Annotated in this window: 15 protein-coding genes and 3 pseudogenes; 4 read left to right on the top strand and 14 right to left on the bottom strand. The window is 69.2% G+C overall.

Annotated features, from left to right (window positions below; translation table 11 throughout):
• Positions 1-304 precede the first annotated feature (304 nt).
• From KCH87_RS11695 to KCH87_RS11685, 3 genes and pseudogenes are all read left to right on the top strand, one after another.
• Positions 305-889 (top strand): hypothetical protein, encoded by a 585-nt coding sequence (locus tag KCH87_RS11695; protein WP_210585935.1) that lies wholly within the window; start codon positions 305-307, stop codon positions 887-889.
• 477 nt (positions 890-1,366) lie between these two features.
• Positions 1,367-1,561 (top strand): DUF5999 family protein, encoded by a 195-nt coding sequence (locus KCH87_RS11690; RefSeq protein ID WP_282612936.1) that lies wholly within the window; start codon positions 1,367-1,369, stop codon positions 1,559-1,561.
• Positions 1,562-1,761: 200 nt separating this feature from the next.
• Positions 1,762-2,687, top strand: a pseudogene (locus KCH87_RS11685) (LacI family DNA-binding transcriptional regulator).
• A gap of 130 nt (positions 2,688-2,817) precedes the next feature.
• On the opposite strand, the gene KCH87_RS11680 reads toward KCH87_RS11685, so the two are convergent.
• From KCH87_RS11680 to KCH87_RS11650, 7 genes and pseudogenes are all read right to left on the bottom strand, one after another.
• On the bottom strand, positions 2,818-3,861 hold the full coding sequence (locus tag KCH87_RS11680) for an endo-1,4-beta-xylanase (RefSeq protein WP_210585933.1): 1,044 nt from the start codon (positions 3,859-3,861) through the stop codon (positions 2,818-2,820).
• A gap of 56 nt (positions 3,862-3,917) precedes the next feature.
• Positions 3,918-4,682, bottom strand: a complete 765-nt coding sequence (locus KCH87_RS11675; protein WP_247196131.1) for a carbohydrate ABC transporter permease — start codon at positions 4,680-4,682, stop codon at positions 3,918-3,920.
• A 56-nt stretch (positions 4,683-4,738) separates the two neighbouring features.
• A complete protein-coding gene (locus KCH87_RS11670) occupies positions 4,739-5,737 on the bottom strand; it encodes a carbohydrate ABC transporter permease (protein WP_210585931.1) in 999 nt (332 codons plus the stop codon).
• A gap of 6 nt (positions 5,738-5,743) precedes the next feature.
• The gene (locus KCH87_RS11665; protein ID WP_210585930.1) at positions 5,744-7,036 is read right to left on the bottom strand and encodes an extracellular solute-binding protein; all 1,293 of its coding nucleotides are present in this window, start codon (positions 7,034-7,036) and stop codon (positions 5,744-5,746) included.
• 409 nt (positions 7,037-7,445) lie between these two features.
• A pseudogene (locus tag KCH87_RS50725) lies at positions 7,446-7,577 on the bottom strand (hypothetical protein); the annotation flags it as partial.
• Between the two features lie 253 nt (positions 7,578-7,830).
• Positions 7,831-9,153, bottom strand: a complete 1,323-nt coding sequence (lysA, locus tag KCH87_RS11655) for a diaminopimelate decarboxylase (protein ID WP_210585929.1) — start codon at positions 9,151-9,153, stop codon at positions 7,831-7,833.
• Entirely contained in the window at positions 9,150-9,500 is a 351-nt protein-coding gene (locus tag KCH87_RS11650) for an SAV_915 family protein (RefSeq protein ID WP_210585928.1), read from the bottom strand. Before KCH87_RS11650 ends, lysA begins: the two co-directional genes overlap by 4 nt.
• A 241-nt stretch (positions 9,501-9,741) precedes the next feature.
• Here KCH87_RS11650 and KCH87_RS11645 point away from each other — a divergent pair, with 241 nt between their 5' ends.
• A complete protein-coding gene (locus tag KCH87_RS11645) occupies positions 9,742-10,110 on the top strand; it encodes a universal stress protein (RefSeq protein WP_308298813.1) in 369 nt (122 codons plus the stop codon).
• Here the strand turns inward: KCH87_RS11645 and KCH87_RS11640 are convergent.
• The 7 genes and pseudogenes from KCH87_RS11640 to KCH87_RS11610 all read right to left on the bottom strand — a co-directional run.
• A pseudogene (locus KCH87_RS11640) lies at positions 10,070-10,296 on the bottom strand (hypothetical protein); the annotation flags it as partial. The gene KCH87_RS11645 and the pseudogene KCH87_RS11640 sit on opposite strands and share 41 nt — an antisense overlap.
• Positions 10,297-10,298: 2 nt before the next feature.
• Entirely contained in the window at positions 10,299-10,982 is a 684-nt protein-coding gene (locus KCH87_RS11635; RefSeq protein WP_210585927.1) for a response regulator, read from the bottom strand.
• Between the two features lie 110 nt (positions 10,983-11,092).
• On the bottom strand, positions 11,093-11,725 hold the full coding sequence (locus KCH87_RS11630; protein ID WP_210585926.1) for a potassium-transporting ATPase subunit C: 633 nt from the start codon (positions 11,723-11,725) through the stop codon (positions 11,093-11,095).
• A 5-nt stretch (positions 11,726-11,730) separates the two neighbouring features.
• Positions 11,731-13,860: a potassium-transporting ATPase subunit KdpB gene (gene kdpB, locus KCH87_RS11625; protein ID WP_210585925.1), complete on the bottom strand. Its 2,130-nt coding sequence runs from the start codon at positions 13,858-13,860 to the stop codon at positions 11,731-11,733.
• Positions 13,857-15,521, bottom strand: a complete 1,665-nt coding sequence (kdpA, locus tag KCH87_RS11620) for a potassium-transporting ATPase subunit KdpA (RefSeq protein ID WP_210585924.1) — start codon at positions 15,519-15,521, stop codon at positions 13,857-13,859. The genes kdpB and kdpA overlap by 4 nt, the downstream gene beginning before the upstream one ends.
• Positions 15,522-15,529: 8 nt before the next feature.
• Entirely contained in the window at positions 15,530-15,619 is a 90-nt protein-coding gene (kdpF, locus tag KCH87_RS11615) for a K(+)-transporting ATPase subunit F (protein WP_016434100.1), read from the bottom strand.
• A 258-nt stretch (positions 15,620-15,877) separates the two neighbouring features.
• Positions 15,878-17,716 carry an APC family permease gene (locus KCH87_RS11610; RefSeq protein WP_210585923.1) on the bottom strand — a complete coding sequence of 613 codons (1,839 nt, stop codon included), beginning with the start codon at positions 17,714-17,716 and terminating at the stop codon, positions 15,878-15,880.
• Between the last annotated feature and the right edge of the window lie 297 nt (positions 17,717-18,013).

Below are 18,013 nucleotides of genomic sequence, written 5' to 3'. Positions count from 1 at the left end.
GGGCGACCGGTTCGGAATCGGGAGGATTCCCGCTTATCACCGGCCGAATAGACCCTTGCCGGAGTCCCACGAAACGGCTAGACGAAACACAGTCTGAACACGTGTCGTATAAACTCCGCGAACAAGGCAGAGGGTTGGCGCCCACGGTTCTGGGTTCCTGCCGTCAGGTGACGGACGGCGGGCATCACTCACACCACGCACCCCAGACCCGGCCCCCGCCTCTCTGACCCTGCGAGCTGACAGCGCCGTCCGCCCCCGCCACGCCCTCGCGCCACCGTGCCTGTCGAATGAGAGGCGACCCACCATGCCGCTGCATGTCCCCCCGGCTCCAGCGCCCGCCCTTCGCTCCGTCCTCACCGCACTCGGTTCCCCCACCGCGGTTCGCGAGGCCCGGACTCCCTCCCTGCGTACCGCGCAGGGCACCGCCACCCCCGAACTCCCACTGCCCGTGCACGTACTCGACCGCATCACCTCCGAGGGCGTGTCCGCGACGCGACTGGCCGGGTGGCGTTTCCTGATCCGCTGCGGCGACCGCGCGGTGGCCGCGGCCGAGACCAGGCTGACCCCTGACGGCTGGGCCTTCTCGCACTTCTTCGAGGGCCCGTACATCGCCTCCACGGAGCGCGCGCTGCGCCAGGCCGAGTCGGTGGCGCAGGCCTATCAGCCGCGCCTGCTGTCCCTCCCGGGCCTGTACATGCTCACGCTGTGGCTGCACGGCGACTGCTCCTCGGACGGCACCACCGGCCACCCCGCCGCCACCGACCTGCTCGTCCCGCTGGCGCCCGCGCCACCCGGCATCGCGGCGCACCGGCCGCACCGGGTCGCCGAACTCCTGCCGATGCTCACCCACCGGGTGACGCCCGCCCCACTGCTCGGCCAGCCCGTCTGACCGACCGGGCCCCGCGAAAACACCCCCGTACCCCGCCGCCGGAATTCCGGGTAGCGGGGTACGGCGCTGTTTACAGCACCGAAAGGCTCGTACGCGGCGCAGAAAACCCATACGCTCGTGCGCGCTACAGAAACACTCGTGGGTGCCTCAAAACCCACACCGAGTTCCATCGCGCTCGCACGAGCAATACCGCGCTCGAACGAGCCGAAACGGGTCGCCGACCCATCCTGACTAGCCCCATCCGACCACCCCGAACCACCCGAAGCGGCAGCGAAGTTGGAATGAACCGTCCGCGCGGGTGATGCGTCCTCAACCTGTGAGAAGCGGTGCAGCTAAATCCCTGCGGATTGACGCCCGTGGGGCAACACTGGGTTCGACCGACTTATCACAACGGGGGCGGCCATGAACGAGGCTTCACGCCGCAGGACAGACACGACAACCCACTCACTCGATACGACAGAGCGAAAGATCCCATCCATGTGCCAGCACCAGCCACCATGTCCGAAAGCCGAATCAGCCGACCGGGAATCCGCCCGACTCATGGCGCACCACCCGGAGCAGGGATGGAGCCTGCTGTGCAACGGCGTTCTGCTGTTCGAGGACACCGGTGAGCTCCTGCCGGACGGCCAGATCATCGCCCCGCACCGCACACTGGTGATGACCGCCGCCTGAGCAGTACCGGGCGGACCGACAACCCGCCCGGAGATACGAGGGGCCGGCCGCAGGCACACGCTGCGAACCGGCCCCGACGCATGTCCGGCGGTGGTCACTCCCCGTAGTTCCCCGTGCGTGATCCGGTCGACGGAGGTGGGGAATCGGCAGCACGCGAGGCCGATGCCGAACAGGCGCCGGAGGACGGGAGCAAGGTCACGATCACGGAGATCGCCCGGCGGGCCGGGGTTTCGGTACCGACCGTGTCCCGCGTCGTCAACGGCCGCTCGGACGTGTCGCCGCAGACCCGCGCCCGCGCCGCCCTGCTCGACCTGGTCTTCAACGACCTCGACAGCCCCTGGGCCGTGGAGATCATCCGGGGTGTGGAGGAGGTGGCCCACACGACCGGGTCGGCACCGTGGTGTCGGCGATCCACGGACGCTCGAGCGACGCCCGCGAGTGGATGCGGAACCTGCGGGCCCGCGCCTTCGACGGCGTCATCCTCGTCACCTCGGCCCTGGAGCCGGTACTGCACGAGGAGCTGCGCATCCTCGGCGTCCCGCTCGTGGTCGTCGACCCGGCCGGCTCGCCCGCCCTCGACGCCCCCACCATCGGCGCCGCCAACTGGTCCGGCGGCATGGCGGCGACCGAGCACCTGCCGGCCCTCGGCCACCGCAGGATCGGCCTGATCGCCGGGCCACCCCGGCTGCTCTGTTCCCGGGCCCGCCTCGACGGCTACCGGACGGCCCTGGAAAGCGCCGGCCTCACGCTCGACGAGACCCTCGTGGTGCCCGGCGACTTCCACCCGGAGTCCGGATTCACCGGCTGCAACGCCCTGCTGGACCTGCCCGAGCCGCCCACCGCCGTCTTCGCGGCCGGCGACCGGATGGCACTCGGCGCGATCGAGGCGCTGCGCCGGCGGGGCCTCAGGGTGCCGGAGGCCATGAGCGTGGTCGGTTTCGACGACCTTCCGGAAGTCCGCTGGTCGGCCCCGCCGCTCACGACCGTGCGGCAGCCCCTCGCCGACATGGGAAAGCTCGCCGTCCGTACCGTGCTGCGCCTGGCCCGCGACGAGCGGCCGGACTCGCCGCGGGTGGAGCTGGGAACCGAGTTGGTGGTGCGAGCGAGCACGGCCCCCGCCGACTGAGCGGCTCCCGCAACGGCCCGCGCCGCCAGGGCCTGTCCGGCGGACCATGCCGCAGACGCGGGGCCTGGCACGCCCACCAGCGCTGATCTGGCACCGCTTCTTTCCTGCGACCTGATCCGCCGGACACGCCCTACCCGAGTGCCTCCCTGATCGCGAAGTACGCCGGCTTCGGCCGCAGTTGCTCGTCCCACGGCAGCGCGGCGCCCTCACCGTCGAAGAACGCCGGGATCCACGAGTATTTGTCGGTGTAGTCCCACAGCGTGATCCCCACGCACCGCCGCACCGCGAGGCACGCCTCGGTCATGTCGCGGTACCACTCGGCCTGCGTTGCCAGCTTCGCGTCGTCCGCCGGCACGTACATGCGCACGTCGACCTCGGTGAGCGCGGTGTCGAGGCCGAGCCGGGAGAAGCGGCGGAGGTTGTCCTCCAGGGTGCCCGGATAGCCGTACTGGAGGGCGAGATGGGCCTGGAGACCGAAGCCGTGGACCGGGACGCCCTGGGCCTTCAGCTCCTTGACCAGCTGGTAGTAGGCGTCGCTCTTCGGGCCGGTCCCCTCGACGTTGTAGTCGTTGAGGTAGAGCTTTGCCTTCGGGTCGGCCTGGTGGGCCCAGCGCAGGGCGTCGGCGATATAGCCCGGGCCGAGCGTCTTGTAGAAGATCGTCTCCCGGTAGGTGCCGTCCTCGTTGAACGCCTCGTTGACGACGTCCCAGGCGTAGATCTTGCCCTTGTAGTGGCGTACTTCGGTCTGGATGTGCTTCTTCAGTACGGCCCTCAGCTCGTCGGCCGTCCACGCGCGCGAGGTGAGCCAGCCGGGCAGCTGGCTGTGCCAGACCAGGGTGTGGCCGCGCACCCGCTGGTGGTTGGCTCGGGCGAGGTTCACGATCTCGTCGCCCTGGGAGAAGTCGAAGACACCCTGCTGGGGCTCGGTGGCGTACCACTTCATGCCGTTGCCGGGGGTGATCATGTCGAACTCGGTGCCGAGGACTGCCTTGTAGGGCTCGTCGGTGAGTTCGGGGTTGTCGGTGGCGCTGCCGAAGTAGCGGCCGTGGCGCTGGGCGAGTTCGGCGAGCGTGGGCGGTTCGTTCTCGTCCGCCTGGGCCACGGGGGCGCCGACGGACAGCAGCAGGGCTGCGAGCCCCCCTGCGAGTCTGAGCCGGGTGCTGGTCTTGCGCATGGTGCGACTCCTCACGGTCGGATGTGTGGGTGAGCCGTACGTCCGCGCGGCGCGGGTCATCCCTTGGTGGCGCCGGCGGTGAGGCCGCCGACGAGCTGACGCTCGGCGACGGAGTAGAAGGCGAGAGCGGGGACCATGGCCAGCACCAGGTAGGCGAAGACCCTGGCGTACTCCGCGGAGTACTGGCCCTGGAACTGCTGGACGCCGATCGGGATCGTCCACCACGTCGAGTCGGTGAACACCAGCAGCGGCAGGAAGAAGTTGTTCCAGCTGGTGACGACGGCGAGGACGGAGACGGTGCCGAGCGCGGGCCGCGCCATCGGCAGCAGTACCCGCCAGAAGAACCCGAGCGGACTACAGCCGTCGAGCGTGGCCGCCTCCTCCAGCTCGCCGGGGATCTGCCGGAAGAAGCCGCGCAGAATGATGATGGTCATCGGCAGTCCGAAGGCGGCCTGCGGCAGGATCACGCCCAGCGGGTTGTCCAGCAGGCCCAGGTAGCGCAGCAGCAGGAACAGCGGCAGCGCCGCCACCGCGAAGGGGAACATCAGCCCCATCGTGAACACCGTGAACAGCAACTCCCGCCCGCGGAAGGCGAACCGGGCGAAGGAGAAGGCGGCGAGCGCGGACACCGCGACGACGAGCACGGTCGTGCCGATCGCGATGAACGTGCTGCTGCCGACCATCCGCCAGAAGGCGCCCGAGCCGAGGATGTCGGTGTAGTTGGAGGTCACCCATGAGTCGGGCAGCCCGATCGGGTTCCGGGACAGCTCGTCCGTGGACTTGAAGCCGGAGACGACCGCGAAGAGCAGCGGTACGGCCATCACCGCGCCGACGACGACAAGGACGATGTGGACCGGGAGTTTCCCTGCGCGTGCCTTCACTTCTGGCCTCCCCGCATGGTCGTGGTCGCCCCTTCGAGGTCCCGGCGGAGCACGAACCGCTGGTAGGCGAGGGCGAAGACGAGGCTGATGCCGAACATGACCACGCTGATCGCGCTGGCATAGCCGACCTGGTAGCGCTTGAAGCCGTACTGGAACATGGTCACGGCCATGGTCTCGGAGTGATGGTCGGGGCCGCCCGCCGTCGTCACCCACACCAGGTCGAACAGCTGGATCGACCCGATGACCGACAGGAAGACACTGATGCGCAGGGTGGGCGCGAGCAGCGGCAGGGTGACGTTGCGGAAGCGCTGCCAGGGGCTCGCGCCGTCGATGAGTGCCGCCTCCGTCAACTCGGCGGGGATGGACTGGAGTCCGGCCAGGTAGAGCATCATGTGGAAGCCGAAGTACTTCCAGGTCATGACGAGGAAGAGCGTCGCCATGACGGTGGAGGGATCCGCGAACCACGTTCCGCCGAGACCGTCGAGGCCCACGCTGCCCAGGACATGGTCGGCGAGACCGTCGTCCGGGGCGAAGATCATGGCGAACAGCACACCGGTGATCGCCTCCGACAGCACGTACGGCGCGAAGAACAGCATCCGGTACACGGCACGGCCGCGGATCCGCTGGTTGAGCAGGACGGCCATGGCGAGCGCGAACGGCAGCTGCACCGCGAGCGACAGCACGACCAGGACGAGGCAGCGCCACAGGTCGCCCAGGAAGACCGGGTCGTCGAAGAGCCGGGTGAAGTTGTCGACGCCGATGTAGTCGGAGGGCATGCCGAAGCCGCCCCAGCGGAAGAAGGCCGCGTACAGGGCGAACATGATCGGCAGCAGGACCAGCACCAGGAACAGCACCAGCGCGGGCAGCTGGAAGCCGACCGCGGTGAGCCAGTTGACGACCCGCCGCCGGGTCCGCCCCCGGCCCGCGCCTGTGGCCGGGGGCGGGAGGCCGACGTCGGGGCCGGTCCGCTTGTCCGGAAGGAACGTGGAGGTCATCGGGGCCTACTGCTCTTCCTTCGCGGTCTGTGTGATCGACTCGGTGACCTGCTCAGGGGACTTGGAACCGGCGATCAGCGCGCCCACACTGTCGTTGACCTCCTGGCCGAGGGCGGGCGCGTACGCCTGGTCGAGATAGAGCTGGAAACCGGTGGACCCCTTCAACTGTGCTTGTACGGCCTTGATGTTGGGGTCGATGATGGCGCTCTCGGCTCCGGGCACCACCGGAAGGACGCCGGTTTTCTTGACCAGTTCCAGGTCCGTGGCCTCGGAGGCGAAGAACTTCAGGAAGTCGACGGCGGCCTGCGGAGCGCCCTGGCGCAGGGCGTGTCCGCCGCCCCCGCCGAACACCTCGGTGATGGCGCCCTTGCCGCCCTCGACCGCCGGGAACGGGAAGAACCCCAGGTCGTCGCCGAGGCCCTTGCCGGCGTCGGCCTGCACGACCGGCGCCCACTGGCCCATGAGTTCCATCGCCGACTTGCCGTTGCCGACGGCGGCGGCCTGGCCGGTGGGGCTGGAGTAGGCGGCGCCGAGGAACCCCTTCTGGAACGGCTGGAGATCGACGAGTTCCTTGAGGTGCTCGCCGGCCTGGACGAACTCGGCGCCGGTGAAGTCCTTGTCGTCGCCCGCCTTCTCCAGCGCTTCGGCGCCCGCGGTGCGCATCGCCAGGTACGCCCAGTAGTACATGCCGGTCCACGTCTCCTTGCCCGCGAGGGCGAGGGGGGTGATGCCGGCGGACTTCAGCTTGCCGACGGCGTCGAGGAAGCCGCTCCAGGTGGCGGGCGGCGTGCTGATGCCGGCCTGCTCGAACAGCGCCTTGTTGTACCAGAAGCCGATCATTCCCATGTCGAACGGGACGCCGTACACCCGGTCGTCGAGCAGATACGGCTCCTTCGTGACCGGCAGCAGTCCGTCGGCCCAGGGCTTCGTCCGGTCCGTCAGATCCTCGACGAGCCCGGCGTCGACCTGCTGCTTCAGGACGCCGCCGCCCCAGGTGTGGAAGATGTCCGGCAGCTTTCCGGAGGCGGTCAGCGCCGTCATCTTCGACTTGTAGGCGTCGTTCTCCAACTGGACGATCTTTATCTTGACCTTGGGGTTCTGCGCCTCGAACTTCTTCGCAAGCCCGGCCCAGACGTCTTTCGTCGGCTGCGTGGTGGAGATGTTCCACCACTCGATCGTGGTCGTCCCCGAGGCCCCTCCGTCCGAGTCGCCGCCGCAGCCGCTCAGTGCCGTCATGCCCAGACCGGCCGCGGCGGAGGCCGCCAGGAAGCCGCGGCGGGACAGTGCCCGGTCGCCCATGATCCGCTCCTTGGGTACGGGACGGCGCGTCCACGCCTGTCCGCTGGACCGAAACTTTCGGAACAATTCCAGAAAGCTTCGTTGTTGCCGCACCCTAGAGACAGCTGCCAAAGGGTGGCAACCCCTCGTACACAGCGAATCTGCGGTCAAGGAACAGAGCGTCCAGGGCCGTTGGCGGGCCCGTGGTCGAACCAGTCGAAGGCCGCACCGCCCTCGGTGACGTACATCCCGATCACCCGTCCCGTGAAGCCGCCCGCGACCTGGGCCGCAGGCGCGGACTGCGACGGCGTCGCGGCCCCGGGCGATGAGCTCGCCTCTCCCACCGGACGCTCACCGAGGGACCAGCAGCACTGCGGCCTACGACGGGGTGAGATCCAGTACGGGAGTTGGGAAGGTCTTGCGGCCGAGCCGGGTTGGCGGGTGCCGGTTCGAAGGGGACGTGCGGCGAGCGGGCGAGGGAGAGGGAGTGGCCGTAGTCCGTGTCTCCCTCGGCCGGCAGGAGGTACCACCACTCGCCGATCCGGTAGAGGTGCGGCGCCTGCGACCCCGCCCCGTCCCGATCTGCCGCCAGTGCACGAGATCCCGGCTGTGGAAGACCGGGACGCCGCAGACGAGGTAGTAGTCCTCGTCCACCCGGCACACACGGCGATCACCGGGTGGTCAGAGCCCTTCCGCGGACCGAACGAAACTTTCGACTACAGCGACGAACCTTACGGAGCGGCACTGTAAGCGGCGGACGGGCACGTGTGAAGGGCGCCCGGTTCAGCGGTCCCGGTGAAGTGAGGTGGGGCCGCTCAGAGCCCCACGTCCCGGCTGCGGATGTCGTCCAGGGACTCGCGGCGTACGAGGAGCCGGGCCTGCCCGGCGGCCACGGCGACCAGCGGCGGGCGGCCGACCAGGTTGTACCCGGAGGCCATGGACAGGTGATAGGCCCCGGCCACGGGCACGGCGAGGAGGTCTCCGGGGCGTACGTCGGCGGGGAGTCGGACATCGGCGGCGAGGATGTCCCCCGCCTCGCAGTGCCGGCCGACGACGGTCACCCGGGCCGGGGCCGCGGTGCTGTGCCGGCCGACCATGCGGGGCGCGTAGCGCACTCCGTACAGGGCAGGCCGCGGGTTGTCGCTCATGCCGCCGTCGACGGCGACGTACGTGTGCTCGCCGCTGCGCTTGACGGACAGGACGTGGTAGAGGGCGATGCCCGCCGGGCCCGCGATGGCCCGACCGGGTTCGATGATCAGGCGGGGTACGACGAGCCCCGCCGACGCGCACGCCTCGGCCAGCTCCGAACGGACCTTGCGGGCCAGGGCCGTGATGTCCAGGGCCTGCTCGCCGGGGCGGTAGGCGATGCCGTGGCCCCCGCCGAGGTCGAGTTCGCGCAGGACGAGTCCGTGCTGTGCGTGCAGCCGGGCCATCAGGCCCACCATGCGGCGGACGGCGGCCAGATAGGGCTTGACGCTGGTGATCTGCGAGCCCAAGTGGCAGTGCAGGCCGGTGAGTTCGAGCTGCGGCTGGTCCAGTATGCGGGCGATGGCGTGCTGGGCGTAGCCGTCGGAGATCGACAGGCCGAACTTCTGGTCGTCGGTACCGGTGCGGATCTTCGCGTGGCCGCCCGCGGTGATTCCGGGTACCACCCGGACCATGACCTTCTGGTGACCGTCCGGTCCGACGGCCGCCGCGAGCCGTGCGATCTCGGACGGGCTGTCGATGACGATGCGGCCGACGCCCAGGCGCAGCGCGGTCTCCAGATCGCGCGGGGACTTGGCGTTGCCGTGCAGCACGATCCGCACGGGCGGGAATCCGGTGGTGACCGCCAGTTCCAGTTCGCCGGCGGAGCAGACGTCGAGACCCAGGCCCTCCTCGGCCGTCCAGTGGACCATCGCGCGGCACAGGAACGCCTTGGCGGCGTACAGGACTTCGGCGTCGGGGAAGGCATGCCGGTAGGTACGGCACCGCTCGCGCACCTCGCCCTCGTCGATGACGTACACGGGTGTGCCGAAGCGGTCCGCGATCTCGGTGAGCGGTACACCGGCAACAGCCAGGTCGCCGGTCCGGTGCTCCGCGGTGGAGGCGGGCCACACCGACAGGTCGGCGAGTACGGGTTCGTGGAGGGTCGTCATCGTGCGGTCCCTTCGGCCGTCGCGAGGGTGGCCTCGGGCGCCCAGCGGTGGAGCGGCTCGGGAGCCGGTGCGGAGAACTGGGGGTCGATCGTGACGGCGGTGACGCCGAGGGGCGCGGTGAGCGCGCGCAGGGCGGGCTCGGCGAGCCTGATCCAGGCCTGGTCCGCGCCGAGTACGGTGGTCAGCCTGCTCACGGACGTGAAACCGACGGCCGTACGGTCGCCGAGCGGGGTGCGGAAGATCCGGGCCGCACACCTCGCGGTACCCGGCCGGACCGGGACGAACAGTGGTCCGGCCGGGAACCGATCGGAAGGCTCCGGGTCATCACCGCACAAGAGTTCTTTCATGGGATACCTCCTGAACGATCCGAGCTGAGCTGACGTCTGGAGCGCCCCGGACGCGCGGAGGCGGACCGGGGCACACCGTCGACGCTATGCCCGTCACCCCCGGGGTCCGGACCCTCCATGACGGGATACTGACGGCGATCGGCCGGACGCTGACGGGTCGTTGACACGCCCTCGGGAAAGCCGTCAGAGGTGTGCCAAGAAGCGGCGTCCGGGCTGGTCCGAGCGATGGGCCAGGAGTGAGATGGAGGCAGCCCCTGAAGGACTGCGTGCGAAGAACGGTGAAGCCATGTCTGTTCCCTGCCGGATCGTGGTGGGCGTGAACGGCTCCCCGCGCAGCCGCACCGCCCTGCGCCGGGCCGCCGTCGAGGCCCGGCAACGGCACGCGGAGCTGTGGCCGGTGCTGGCCTGGGAACCGCCCGGCGGGGAGCCGGCCGCCCTCCGTTCGCCGGGCACGAGCGTGCCGGCCGAGGACGTCAAGCGCCTGGCGGCCCGGCAGTTGCTCGCCACACTGCGGGACGTCTTCGGCGACGGCGCCCAGGATCTCCCGCCGCCGCACCACCTCGTCCGGCACCCAGCGACTCCAGGTGCTGGATGTTCACCGTCGATATGACGTCGATCCCGGCCGCGAGCAGTTCCTCCACGTCCTGCCTGCGCTTGGTGTTGCGCGACCCGGGGATGTTGAGGTGAAGACGGCCGTGCACCGCTCCACACGTCGGTGCGCCTCGGACAGCATCGCGTACGTCTTGCCCACACCCGGTGCCGCACCCAGATAGATCCGAAGCTTGCCGCGAGCCATGTTCATCCTTCGAAGCGGTAACCCATGCCGGGTTCGGTGATGAGGTAACGGGGGTGCGAGGGGTCCGCTTCCAGTTTGCGGCGCAACTGGGCCATGTAGACGCGCAGGTAGTTGGTCTTGTTGCGCTGGGACACCCCCCAGACCTCCTGGAGCAGGTACTTCTGCGTGATGAGCCGGCCGGGGTTGGTGACCAGGATCTCCAGCAGATGCCATTCGGTCGGTGTCAGACGCACGTCGCGCCCGCCGCGGACGGCCTTCTTGGCGAGCAGGTCGATGGTGAACCCGTCCGTCTCCACCAGCGTCGTCTCCGACGTGGCCGGGCCGTCCTCGGTACGACGGACCGCTGCCCGCAGCCGGGCCATCAACTCGTCCATGCTGAACGGCTTGGTGACGTAGTCGTCGGCTCCCGCGTCCAGCGCGGCGACCTTCTCGTCTGACGCCTGGCGGGCGGAGAGCACGAGTATCGGCACACGGGTCCAGCCGCGCAGGGCCCTGATCACGTCGACGCCGTCCATGTCGGGCAGTCCCAGGTCGAGCATCACGACGTCGGGCTGGCGTGCGGCGGCCAGCCGGAGGGCGGTGGCGCCATCGGGCGCCGCGTCCACTCCGTACTGGCGTGCCTGCATGTTGATTACGAGGGCCCGGACGAGCTGAGGGTCGTCCTCCACCACCAGCACGCGGGTCATCGGTGGGCGCCTTTCCGGTCGTACGGGGGGGTCGGCTTCATGACGGCGGGCGCCGGCGGAACCGGGACATGTTCCGGGCCGCCGGCTCCCGCACCGGTCGGGTAACGCCATCAGCTCTTCGCCACGAGTTCCTTGAGGGCGATGTTGAGTTCGAGGACGTTCACGCGGGGCTCGCCGATGAAGCCGAGGGTGCGGCCCTCGGTGTGGTCCGCGACCAGCTTCTCCACGTGCGCGACGGACAGACCGTTGCGCTCGGCGACGCGGTGGACCTGGAGGTCCGCGTACGCAGGCGAGATGTCGGGGTCCAGGCCCGAGCCGGAGGACGTGACGGCGTCGGCGGGTACGTCCGACGGCTTCACCTTGTAGTCGGCCGTGGAGTTGTCCTTGACGACCTCGGCCTGCGCTTCCTTGACCCACTTGATGAGTTCGGGATTGTCACCGGAGCGGTTGGTCGCGCCCGACAGGATCAGCTTGTACTGGGTGTTGACGGAGTTCTCACCCAGTCCGTTGGCGGGGCGCGGCTGGAAGTAGTCCAGGCTGTAGCCCTGTTGACCGATCAGGGACGAGCCGACGACCTTGCCCTCCGCCTTGATCTCCGAGCCGTTCGCCTTGTTGTTGAACAGGCCCTGGGCGACGCCGGTGATCACCAGCGGATAGATGACGCCGGTCACCAGGGTCAGCACGAGGAGGGCTCGCAGGCCCGCCCCGAGCAACCGGGCGGTGTTCGTAACCGAGTTGTTCATGGCGGTCAACCGATTCCGGGGATGAGGGAGATGAGCAGGTCGATGATCTTGATGCCGATGAAGGGCGCGATCAGTCCGCCGAGGCCGTAGATCCCGAGGTTGCGGCGGAGCATCTTGTCGGCGCTGACCGGCCGGTACTGCACACCCCGCAGGGCGAGCGGGACCAGCGCGATGATGATCAGTGCGTTGAAGATGACCGCGGACAGGATCGCGGAGTCGGGCGAGGACAGGTCCATGATGTTGAGCTTGTCCAGGCCCGGGTAGACCGCCGCGAACAGCGCCGGGATGATCGCGAAGTACTTCGCGACGTCGTTGGCGATGGAGAACGTCGTCAACGCGCCCCGGGTGATCAGCAGTTGCTTGCCGATCTCGACGATCTCGATGAGCTTGGTGGGGTTGGAGTCCAGGTCCACCATGTTCCCGGCCTCCTTGGCGGCCGAGGTACCGGTGTTCATGGCCACACCCACGTCGGCCTGGGCCAGCGCCGGCGCGTCGTTCGTGCCGTCGCCGGTCATCGCGACCAGCTTGCCGCCGGCCTGCTCCCGCTTGATGAGCGCCATCTTGTCCTCGGGAGTCGCCTCCGCGAGGAAGTCGTCGACGCCCGCCTCCTCGGCGATCGCCTTGGCGGTCAGCGGGTTGTCACCCGTGATCATGACGGTCTTGATGCCCATGCGGCGCAGCTCGTGGAACCGCTCGCGCATGCCGTCCTTGACGACGTCCTTGAGGTGGATGACGCCCAGGACGCGGGCGCCCTCGGAGTCCTCGACGGCGACCAGCAGCGGGGTGCCGCCGGCCTCGGAGATCCGGTTGGAGAGGGTGTCGGCGTCGTCGGAGACCTCGCCGCCCTGTTCCCGGACCCAGGTGATGACCGAACCGGCCGCGCCCTTGCGGATCTTGCGCCCCTCGACGTCCACACCCGACATACGGGTCTGGGCGGTGAAGGCGATCCAGTCGGCGCCCGTCAGCTCACCCTGGTGACGCTCGCGCAGCCCGTACTTCTCCTTGGCGAGTACGACGATGGAGCGGCCCTCGGGCGTCTCGTCGGCGAGCGAGGAGAGCTGGGCGGCGTCGGCGACCTCGGCCTCGGTGGTGCCGGTGACCGGCGCGAACTCGGCGGCCTGACGGTTGCCGAGGGTGATGGTGCCGGTCTTGTCGAGGAGGAGGGTCGAGACGTCGCCCGCGGCCTCAACTGCCCTTCCGGACATGGCCAGTACGTTCCTCTGCACCAGCCGGTCCATGCCCGCGATGCCGATCGCGGAGAGCAGGGCGCCGATCGTGGTCGGGATCAGGCAGACCAGGAGGGCCACCAGGACGACCATGGTCAGGTTGGTGCCCGCGTAGTCGGCGAGCGGCGGCAGGGTGGCCACCGCGAGCAGGAAGACGATCGTCAGAGACGCGAGGAGGATGTTCAGCGCGATCTCGTTGGGGGTCTTCTGGCGCGCGGCGCCCTCGACCAGGTTGATCATCCGGTCGATGAAGGTCTCGCCCGGCTTCGTCGTGATCTTGATGACGATGCGGTCGGAGAGGACCTTCGTACCGCCGGTGACGGCCGAGCGGTCTCCGCCGGACTCACGGATGACCGGAGCCGACTCACCGGTGATGGCCGACTCGTCGACGCTGGCCACGCCCTCGACGACGTCACCGTCGCCGGGGATGATGTCGCCCGCCTCGCAGACGACCAGGTCGCCGACCTTCAGTTCGGTGCCGGGCACCTGCTCCTCGACGGAGCCGTTGAGCCGCCGGGCCACCGTGTCGGTCTTGGCCTTGCGCAGGGTGTCCGCCTGCGCCTTGCCGCGGCCCTCGGCGACGGCCTCCGCGAGGTTCGCGAAGATCACCGTCAGCCACAGCCAGGCGCTGATCGTCCAGCCGAACCAGTCGCTCGGGTCCTTGAAGGAGAAGACCGTCGTCAGTACCGAGCCGACGAGGACCACGAACATCACGGGGGACTTGATCATCACCCGCGGGTCGAGCTTGCGGCACGCGTCCGGCAGCGACTTCAGCAGTTGCTTCGGCTCGAAGAGCCCCGCGCCGATGCGCCCTTCGGCCTTGTGCCCGGTGGGTACGTCGCTGTGCGGCGCCCGGGTCGGGGTGGCTGTGGACATGGAGTCCTCTTGCTTCTCTGTGCGGGTGGTCATGACGCCAGCCCCTCGGCCAGCGGACCCAGCGCGAGGGCCGGGAAGTAGGTCAGACCGGTGATGATCAGGATCGCGCCCACCAGCAGGCCGGTGAACAGCGGCTTCTCGGTGCGCAGGGTGCCCGCGGTGGCCGGGACCGGCTTCTGCTCGGCGAGCGAGCCGGCCAGCGCCAGCACGAACACCATCGGCAGGAAGCGGCCGAAGAGCATGGCCAGACCCAGCGTGCTGTTGAACCACTGCGTGTCCGCGTTCAGACCGGCGAAGGCCGAGCCGTTGTTGTTCGAGGCGGACGTATAGGCGTAGAGGATCTCGGAGAATCCGTGCGCCCCGCTGTTGGTCATCGAGTTGCCCGGTGTCGGCAGGGCCATGGCGAAGGCGGTGAAGATCAGCACCAGCGCCGGGGTGATGAGGATGTAGCAGGCCGCGAACTTGATCTCGCGGGTGCCGATCTTCTTGCCCAGGTACTCGGGCGTACGGCCGACCATCAGACCGGCGATGAACACCGCGATGACCGCCATGATCAGCATGCCGTAGAGACCGGAACCGGTACCACCGGGTGCGATCTCACCGAGCATCATGCCGAGCATGGTGATACCGCCGCCGAGGCCGGTGAACGAGGAGTGGAAGGAGTCCACCGCGCCCGTCGAGGTCAGGGTGGTCGACACGGCGAAGATCGAGGAGGCGCCGACGCCGAAACGGGTCTCCTTGCCCTCCAGCGCCCCGTGGGCCAGCTCGAACGCCGGGCCGTGGTGGGCGAACTCGGTCCACATCATCAGTCCGACGAAACCGACCCAGATGGTGGCCATGGTGGCGAGGATCGCGTAGCCCTGCTTGACCGAGCCGACCATGATGCCGAAGGTCCGGGTCAGGGAGAACGGGATCACCAGGAGCAGGAAGATCTCGAAGAGGTTGGAGAACGGAGTGGGGTTCTCGAACGGGTGGGCGCTGTTGGCGTTGAAGTAGCCACCGCCGTTGGTGCCCAGCTCCTTGATGGCCTCCTGAGAGGCGACCGCTCCGCCGTTCCACTGCTGCTGGCCACCCATGAACTGACCGACCTCGTGGATGCCGGAGAAGTTCTGGATGGCACCGCAGGCGACCAGCACGATCGCGGCGATCGCGGCACCCGGCAGCAGGATGCGGATGACACCGCGCACCAAGTCGGACCAGAAGTTGCCCAGTTCACCGGTGCGCGAGCGCGCGAAGCCGCGCACGAGGGCCACCGCGACGGCGATACCGACCGCGGCCGACACGAAGTTCTGCACGGCCAGACCGGCGGTCTGCACGACGTGGCCCATGGCCTGCTCGCCGTAGTACGACTGCCAGTTGGTGTTGGTCACGAAGGACACGGCGGTGTTGAACGCCTGGTCCGGGTCGATCGAGGAGAAGCCGAGCGAGCCGGGCAGAACTCCCTGGAGCCGCTGGAGCGCGTAGAGGAAGAGGACGCCGACCGCGGAGAAGGCGAGCACGCCGCGCAGGTACGCGGGCCAGCGCATCTCGGCGTCGGGGTTGGCGCCGATCCCCTTGTAGACCCACTTCTCGACACGCCAGTGCTTGTCGGAGGAGTAGACCTTGGCCATGTAGTTGCCAAGGGGGACGTAGGCGAGCGCCAGTGCCGCTATCAGGGCGAGCAGCTGGAGGATGCCGGCGAGTACGGGACCCATGTCTTGTCTCAGAACCTCTCCGGGAAAATCAGGGCGAGGACGAGATAGCCCAGCAGGGCGACGGCCACGACCAGGCCGACGATGTTCTCGGCAGTCACAGCTTCGTCACCCCCTTGGCAGCGAGAGCCACCAGCGCGAAGCACGCGACCGTGATGACGACGAAGGCCAGATCGGCCATCGTGAGCTCCTGGAATGAGGTTCGGATTGGACTAGGACGGTTAGAGGAAACCGTCTTTCCGGCCGGATTCGGCCGTCGTTGACGGGTCCCTTACGGCGGCGTACACGCCTTTGACGCGACTCTTACGGCGCCTGCGGTGACCCGCATGTCCGCGCCGCCGTACAGCGCAGTGAAGCGCTCAGGACAGCCGGAACCGGAGCCGGCAGATCACCGCGTCGGTCTCCCGCCGTACGGCATGCGCGACGACGGCGCCGCGCTGGTTCTGGAGCAGCCGCTGCCACAGCCGTTCCGGCTCGGTCTCCGGGATGAGGACGGTGACCCGGGTGGCCGGTTCCGTCGCGACCTCACGGACGTAGGCGACGATGGGGCGCCCCAGGGAGCGGCGCTCGCAGTTCAGCCGGACCAGGGGAACCCCCGGATCCCACTCGGCCCAGGCAGCCTCAAGGGCGTGGAGCGCCGCCCGGTCCTCGGGGTCCGGATAGCAGACGGTCACGGCGCGGACCTCGTCACCGAGGGAGGTGGCGGCGGTCAGTGCCTCGGAGGTCAGGCGGGACAGGGAGGAGACGGGCACGATCACGACCGAGCGGTCGCGGTGCGGGGCCTCCGGTATGCGGCCGAGTCCCAGGCGCTCACCGATCCGGGTGTAGGCGCGGTGCACGGTCTCGAAGGCCACCACCAGCGACGGCAGGGCGATCACGATCAGCCAGGCGCCCTCCTCGAACTTGCTCGCCGTGACGACGACCGCGGCGACACCCGTGAGGAGACCGCCGAAGCCGTTGAGCAGCGCCTTGCCCTGCCGGCCCGGACCGCGCTCCAGGCGCCAGTGCCGGACCATGCCCACCTGGGCGATGGTGAAGCCGACGAAGACGCCGATGGCGAAGAGCGGCACGAGGGTGTTGGTGTCGCCGCCGGAGAACACCAGCAGGGCGGCGGAGACCAGGGCCAGGGCGAGCACGCCGTGGCGGTGGACCTGGCGGTCGGCCTTGAGGGCGAAGACGTGCGGCAGGTAGTTGTCGCGGGCGAGCAGCTTCAGCAGGACGGGGAGGCCGCCGAAGGAGGTGTTCGCGGAGAGGGCCAGCAGAATCATCGTCGCGAACTGGATGACGTAGAAAGCCCAGTTGTGGCCGAGGGAGGCGTCCGCGAGCTGGGCGAGGACGGTGACGCCCTCGACCGGCTGGAGGTGGAACCGGGAGATCAGCACCGACAGGCCGACCAGCATCACGCCGAGCACGGCGCCGAGGGCGACCTCCGCGCGCTGGGCCCGCTTGGCGCGGGGGACGCGGAAGGACGGGACGGCGTTGGCGATGGCCTCGACGCCGGTGAGGGCGCTGCATCCGGAGGCAAAAGCTTTCAGCAGGAGCAGGGCGCCGACGGTCGTGGCGTTGTCGGCGAGCACAGAGGTGTGTCCCTGGGCGGTCGCGGTGCTCACGGGCTCGGAGCGGAAGAGACCGGCGGCGATCAGTACCAGGATCGAGCCGACGAATATCACGGTCGGCACGATGAACACCTTCGCCGACTCCACGATGCCGCGCAGGTTCACGCCGGTGATCAGCACGAGCACCACCAGGCACAGCCACAGCCGCTCGTCGTAGAGCTCCGGGAACGCGGAGGTCAGCGCGGCCACACCGGCCGTGACGGCGACGGCGACGTTCAGGACGTAGTCCAGGACGAGCGAGGCCGCGGCGACCAGGCTCGTGTGCGCACCCAGGTGCGTCTTGGCGACGGCGTACGAACCGCCGCCGTCCGGGAAGGCCGCGATCACCTGCCGGTACGAGGCGACCAGCACCGCCAGCAGGCCCGCGATGGCCAGCGTGACCGGCAGGGTGAAGCCGAGTCCATGGGCCCCCGCGGCGGCCAGGACGAGCACGATCGCCTCGGGCCCGTACGCCACCGACGCCATCGCGTCCAGGGACAGCGCGGCCAGGCCGGTGACGGCGGTGAGGCGATGGCGCTCACCGGTATCCGGCGGTTCCTCGCCGGCGGGGACGGCGTCCGGTTCGGCGGTCAGGACGGACATGGATGGGTGCTCCTTCGTGCGGGGTCGAACGACCGCGCACGGGACGCCGCGCGCGGTCAACCCAGGTTCTGTCCGGATCGCGTGGCCGCCGACCGCTCCTTGCGCGTTCTTCGCGCGGAACCGGCCGACCTTGACGGCACCTTGACGGGGGTGTGATCCAGGCGACGCGCGACCCGACGTCTTCAGCACACCTGTGCGGCCGCCCGATCCGCAGGTGTACGACCGCCAGTGGAAGCCTGAGCTGCCCAGCTCACTCCGCTGCTCGGCCGTACTGCACGCGCTGCTGCTCCTGGTCGA

Origin of the sequence: Streptomyces sp. GESEQ-35 (assembly GCF_017948485.1) — a bacterium.
Classification (GTDB): domain Bacteria; phylum Actinomycetota; class Actinomycetes; order Streptomycetales; family Streptomycetaceae; genus Streptomyces.
Note: the sequence above shows the minus strand (reverse complement) of the source record. Positions and strands in the feature narration are given on the sequence as shown.

Bases quoted from the DNA above. Each gene is read 5' to 3' on its own strand.
- KCH87_RS11695 (WP_210585935.1), top strand. From the start codon at position 305: ATGCCGCTGCATGTCCCCCCGGCTCCAGCGCCCGCCCTTCGCTCCGTC.
- KCH87_RS11690 (WP_282612936.1), top strand. From the start codon at position 1,367: ATGTGCCAGCACCAGCCACCATGTCCGAAAGCCGAATCAGCCGACCGG.
- KCH87_RS11680 (WP_210585933.1), bottom strand. From the start codon at position 3,861: ATGCGCAAGACCAGCACCCGGCTCAGACTCGCAGGGGGGCTCGCAGCC.
- KCH87_RS11675 (WP_247196131.1), bottom strand. From the start codon at position 4,682: ATGGCCGTACCGCTGCTCTTCGCGGTCGTCTCCGGCTTCAAGTCCACG.
- KCH87_RS11670 (WP_210585931.1), bottom strand. From the start codon at position 5,737: ATGACCTCCACGTTCCTTCCGGACAAGCGGACCGGCCCCGACGTCGGC.
- KCH87_RS11665 (WP_210585930.1), bottom strand. From the start codon at position 7,036: ATGGGCGACCGGGCACTGTCCCGCCGCGGCTTCCTGGCGGCCTCCGCC.
- lysA (WP_210585929.1), bottom strand. From the start codon at position 9,153: ATGACGACCCTCCACGAACCCGTACTCGCCGACCTGTCGGTGTGGCCC.
- KCH87_RS11650 (WP_210585928.1), bottom strand. From the start codon at position 9,500: ATGAAAGAACTCTTGTGCGGTGATGACCCGGAGCCTTCCGATCGGTTC.
- KCH87_RS11645 (WP_308298813.1), top strand. From the start codon at position 9,742: ATGGAGGCAGCCCCTGAAGGACTGCGTGCGAAGAACGGTGAAGCCATG.
- KCH87_RS11635 (WP_210585927.1), bottom strand. From the start codon at position 10,982: ATGACCCGCGTGCTGGTGGTGGAGGACGACCCTCAGCTCGTCCGGGCC.
- KCH87_RS11630 (WP_210585926.1), bottom strand. From the start codon at position 11,725: ATGAACAACTCGGTTACGAACACCGCCCGGTTGCTCGGGGCGGGCCTG.
- kdpB (WP_210585925.1), bottom strand. From the start codon at position 13,860: ATGACCACCCGCACAGAGAAGCAAGAGGACTCCATGTCCACAGCCACC.
- kdpA (WP_210585924.1), bottom strand. From the start codon at position 15,521: ATGGGTCCCGTACTCGCCGGCATCCTCCAGCTGCTCGCCCTGATAGCG.
- KCH87_RS11610 (WP_210585923.1), bottom strand. From the start codon at position 17,716: ATGTCCGTCCTGACCGCCGAACCGGACGCCGTCCCCGCCGGCGAGGAA.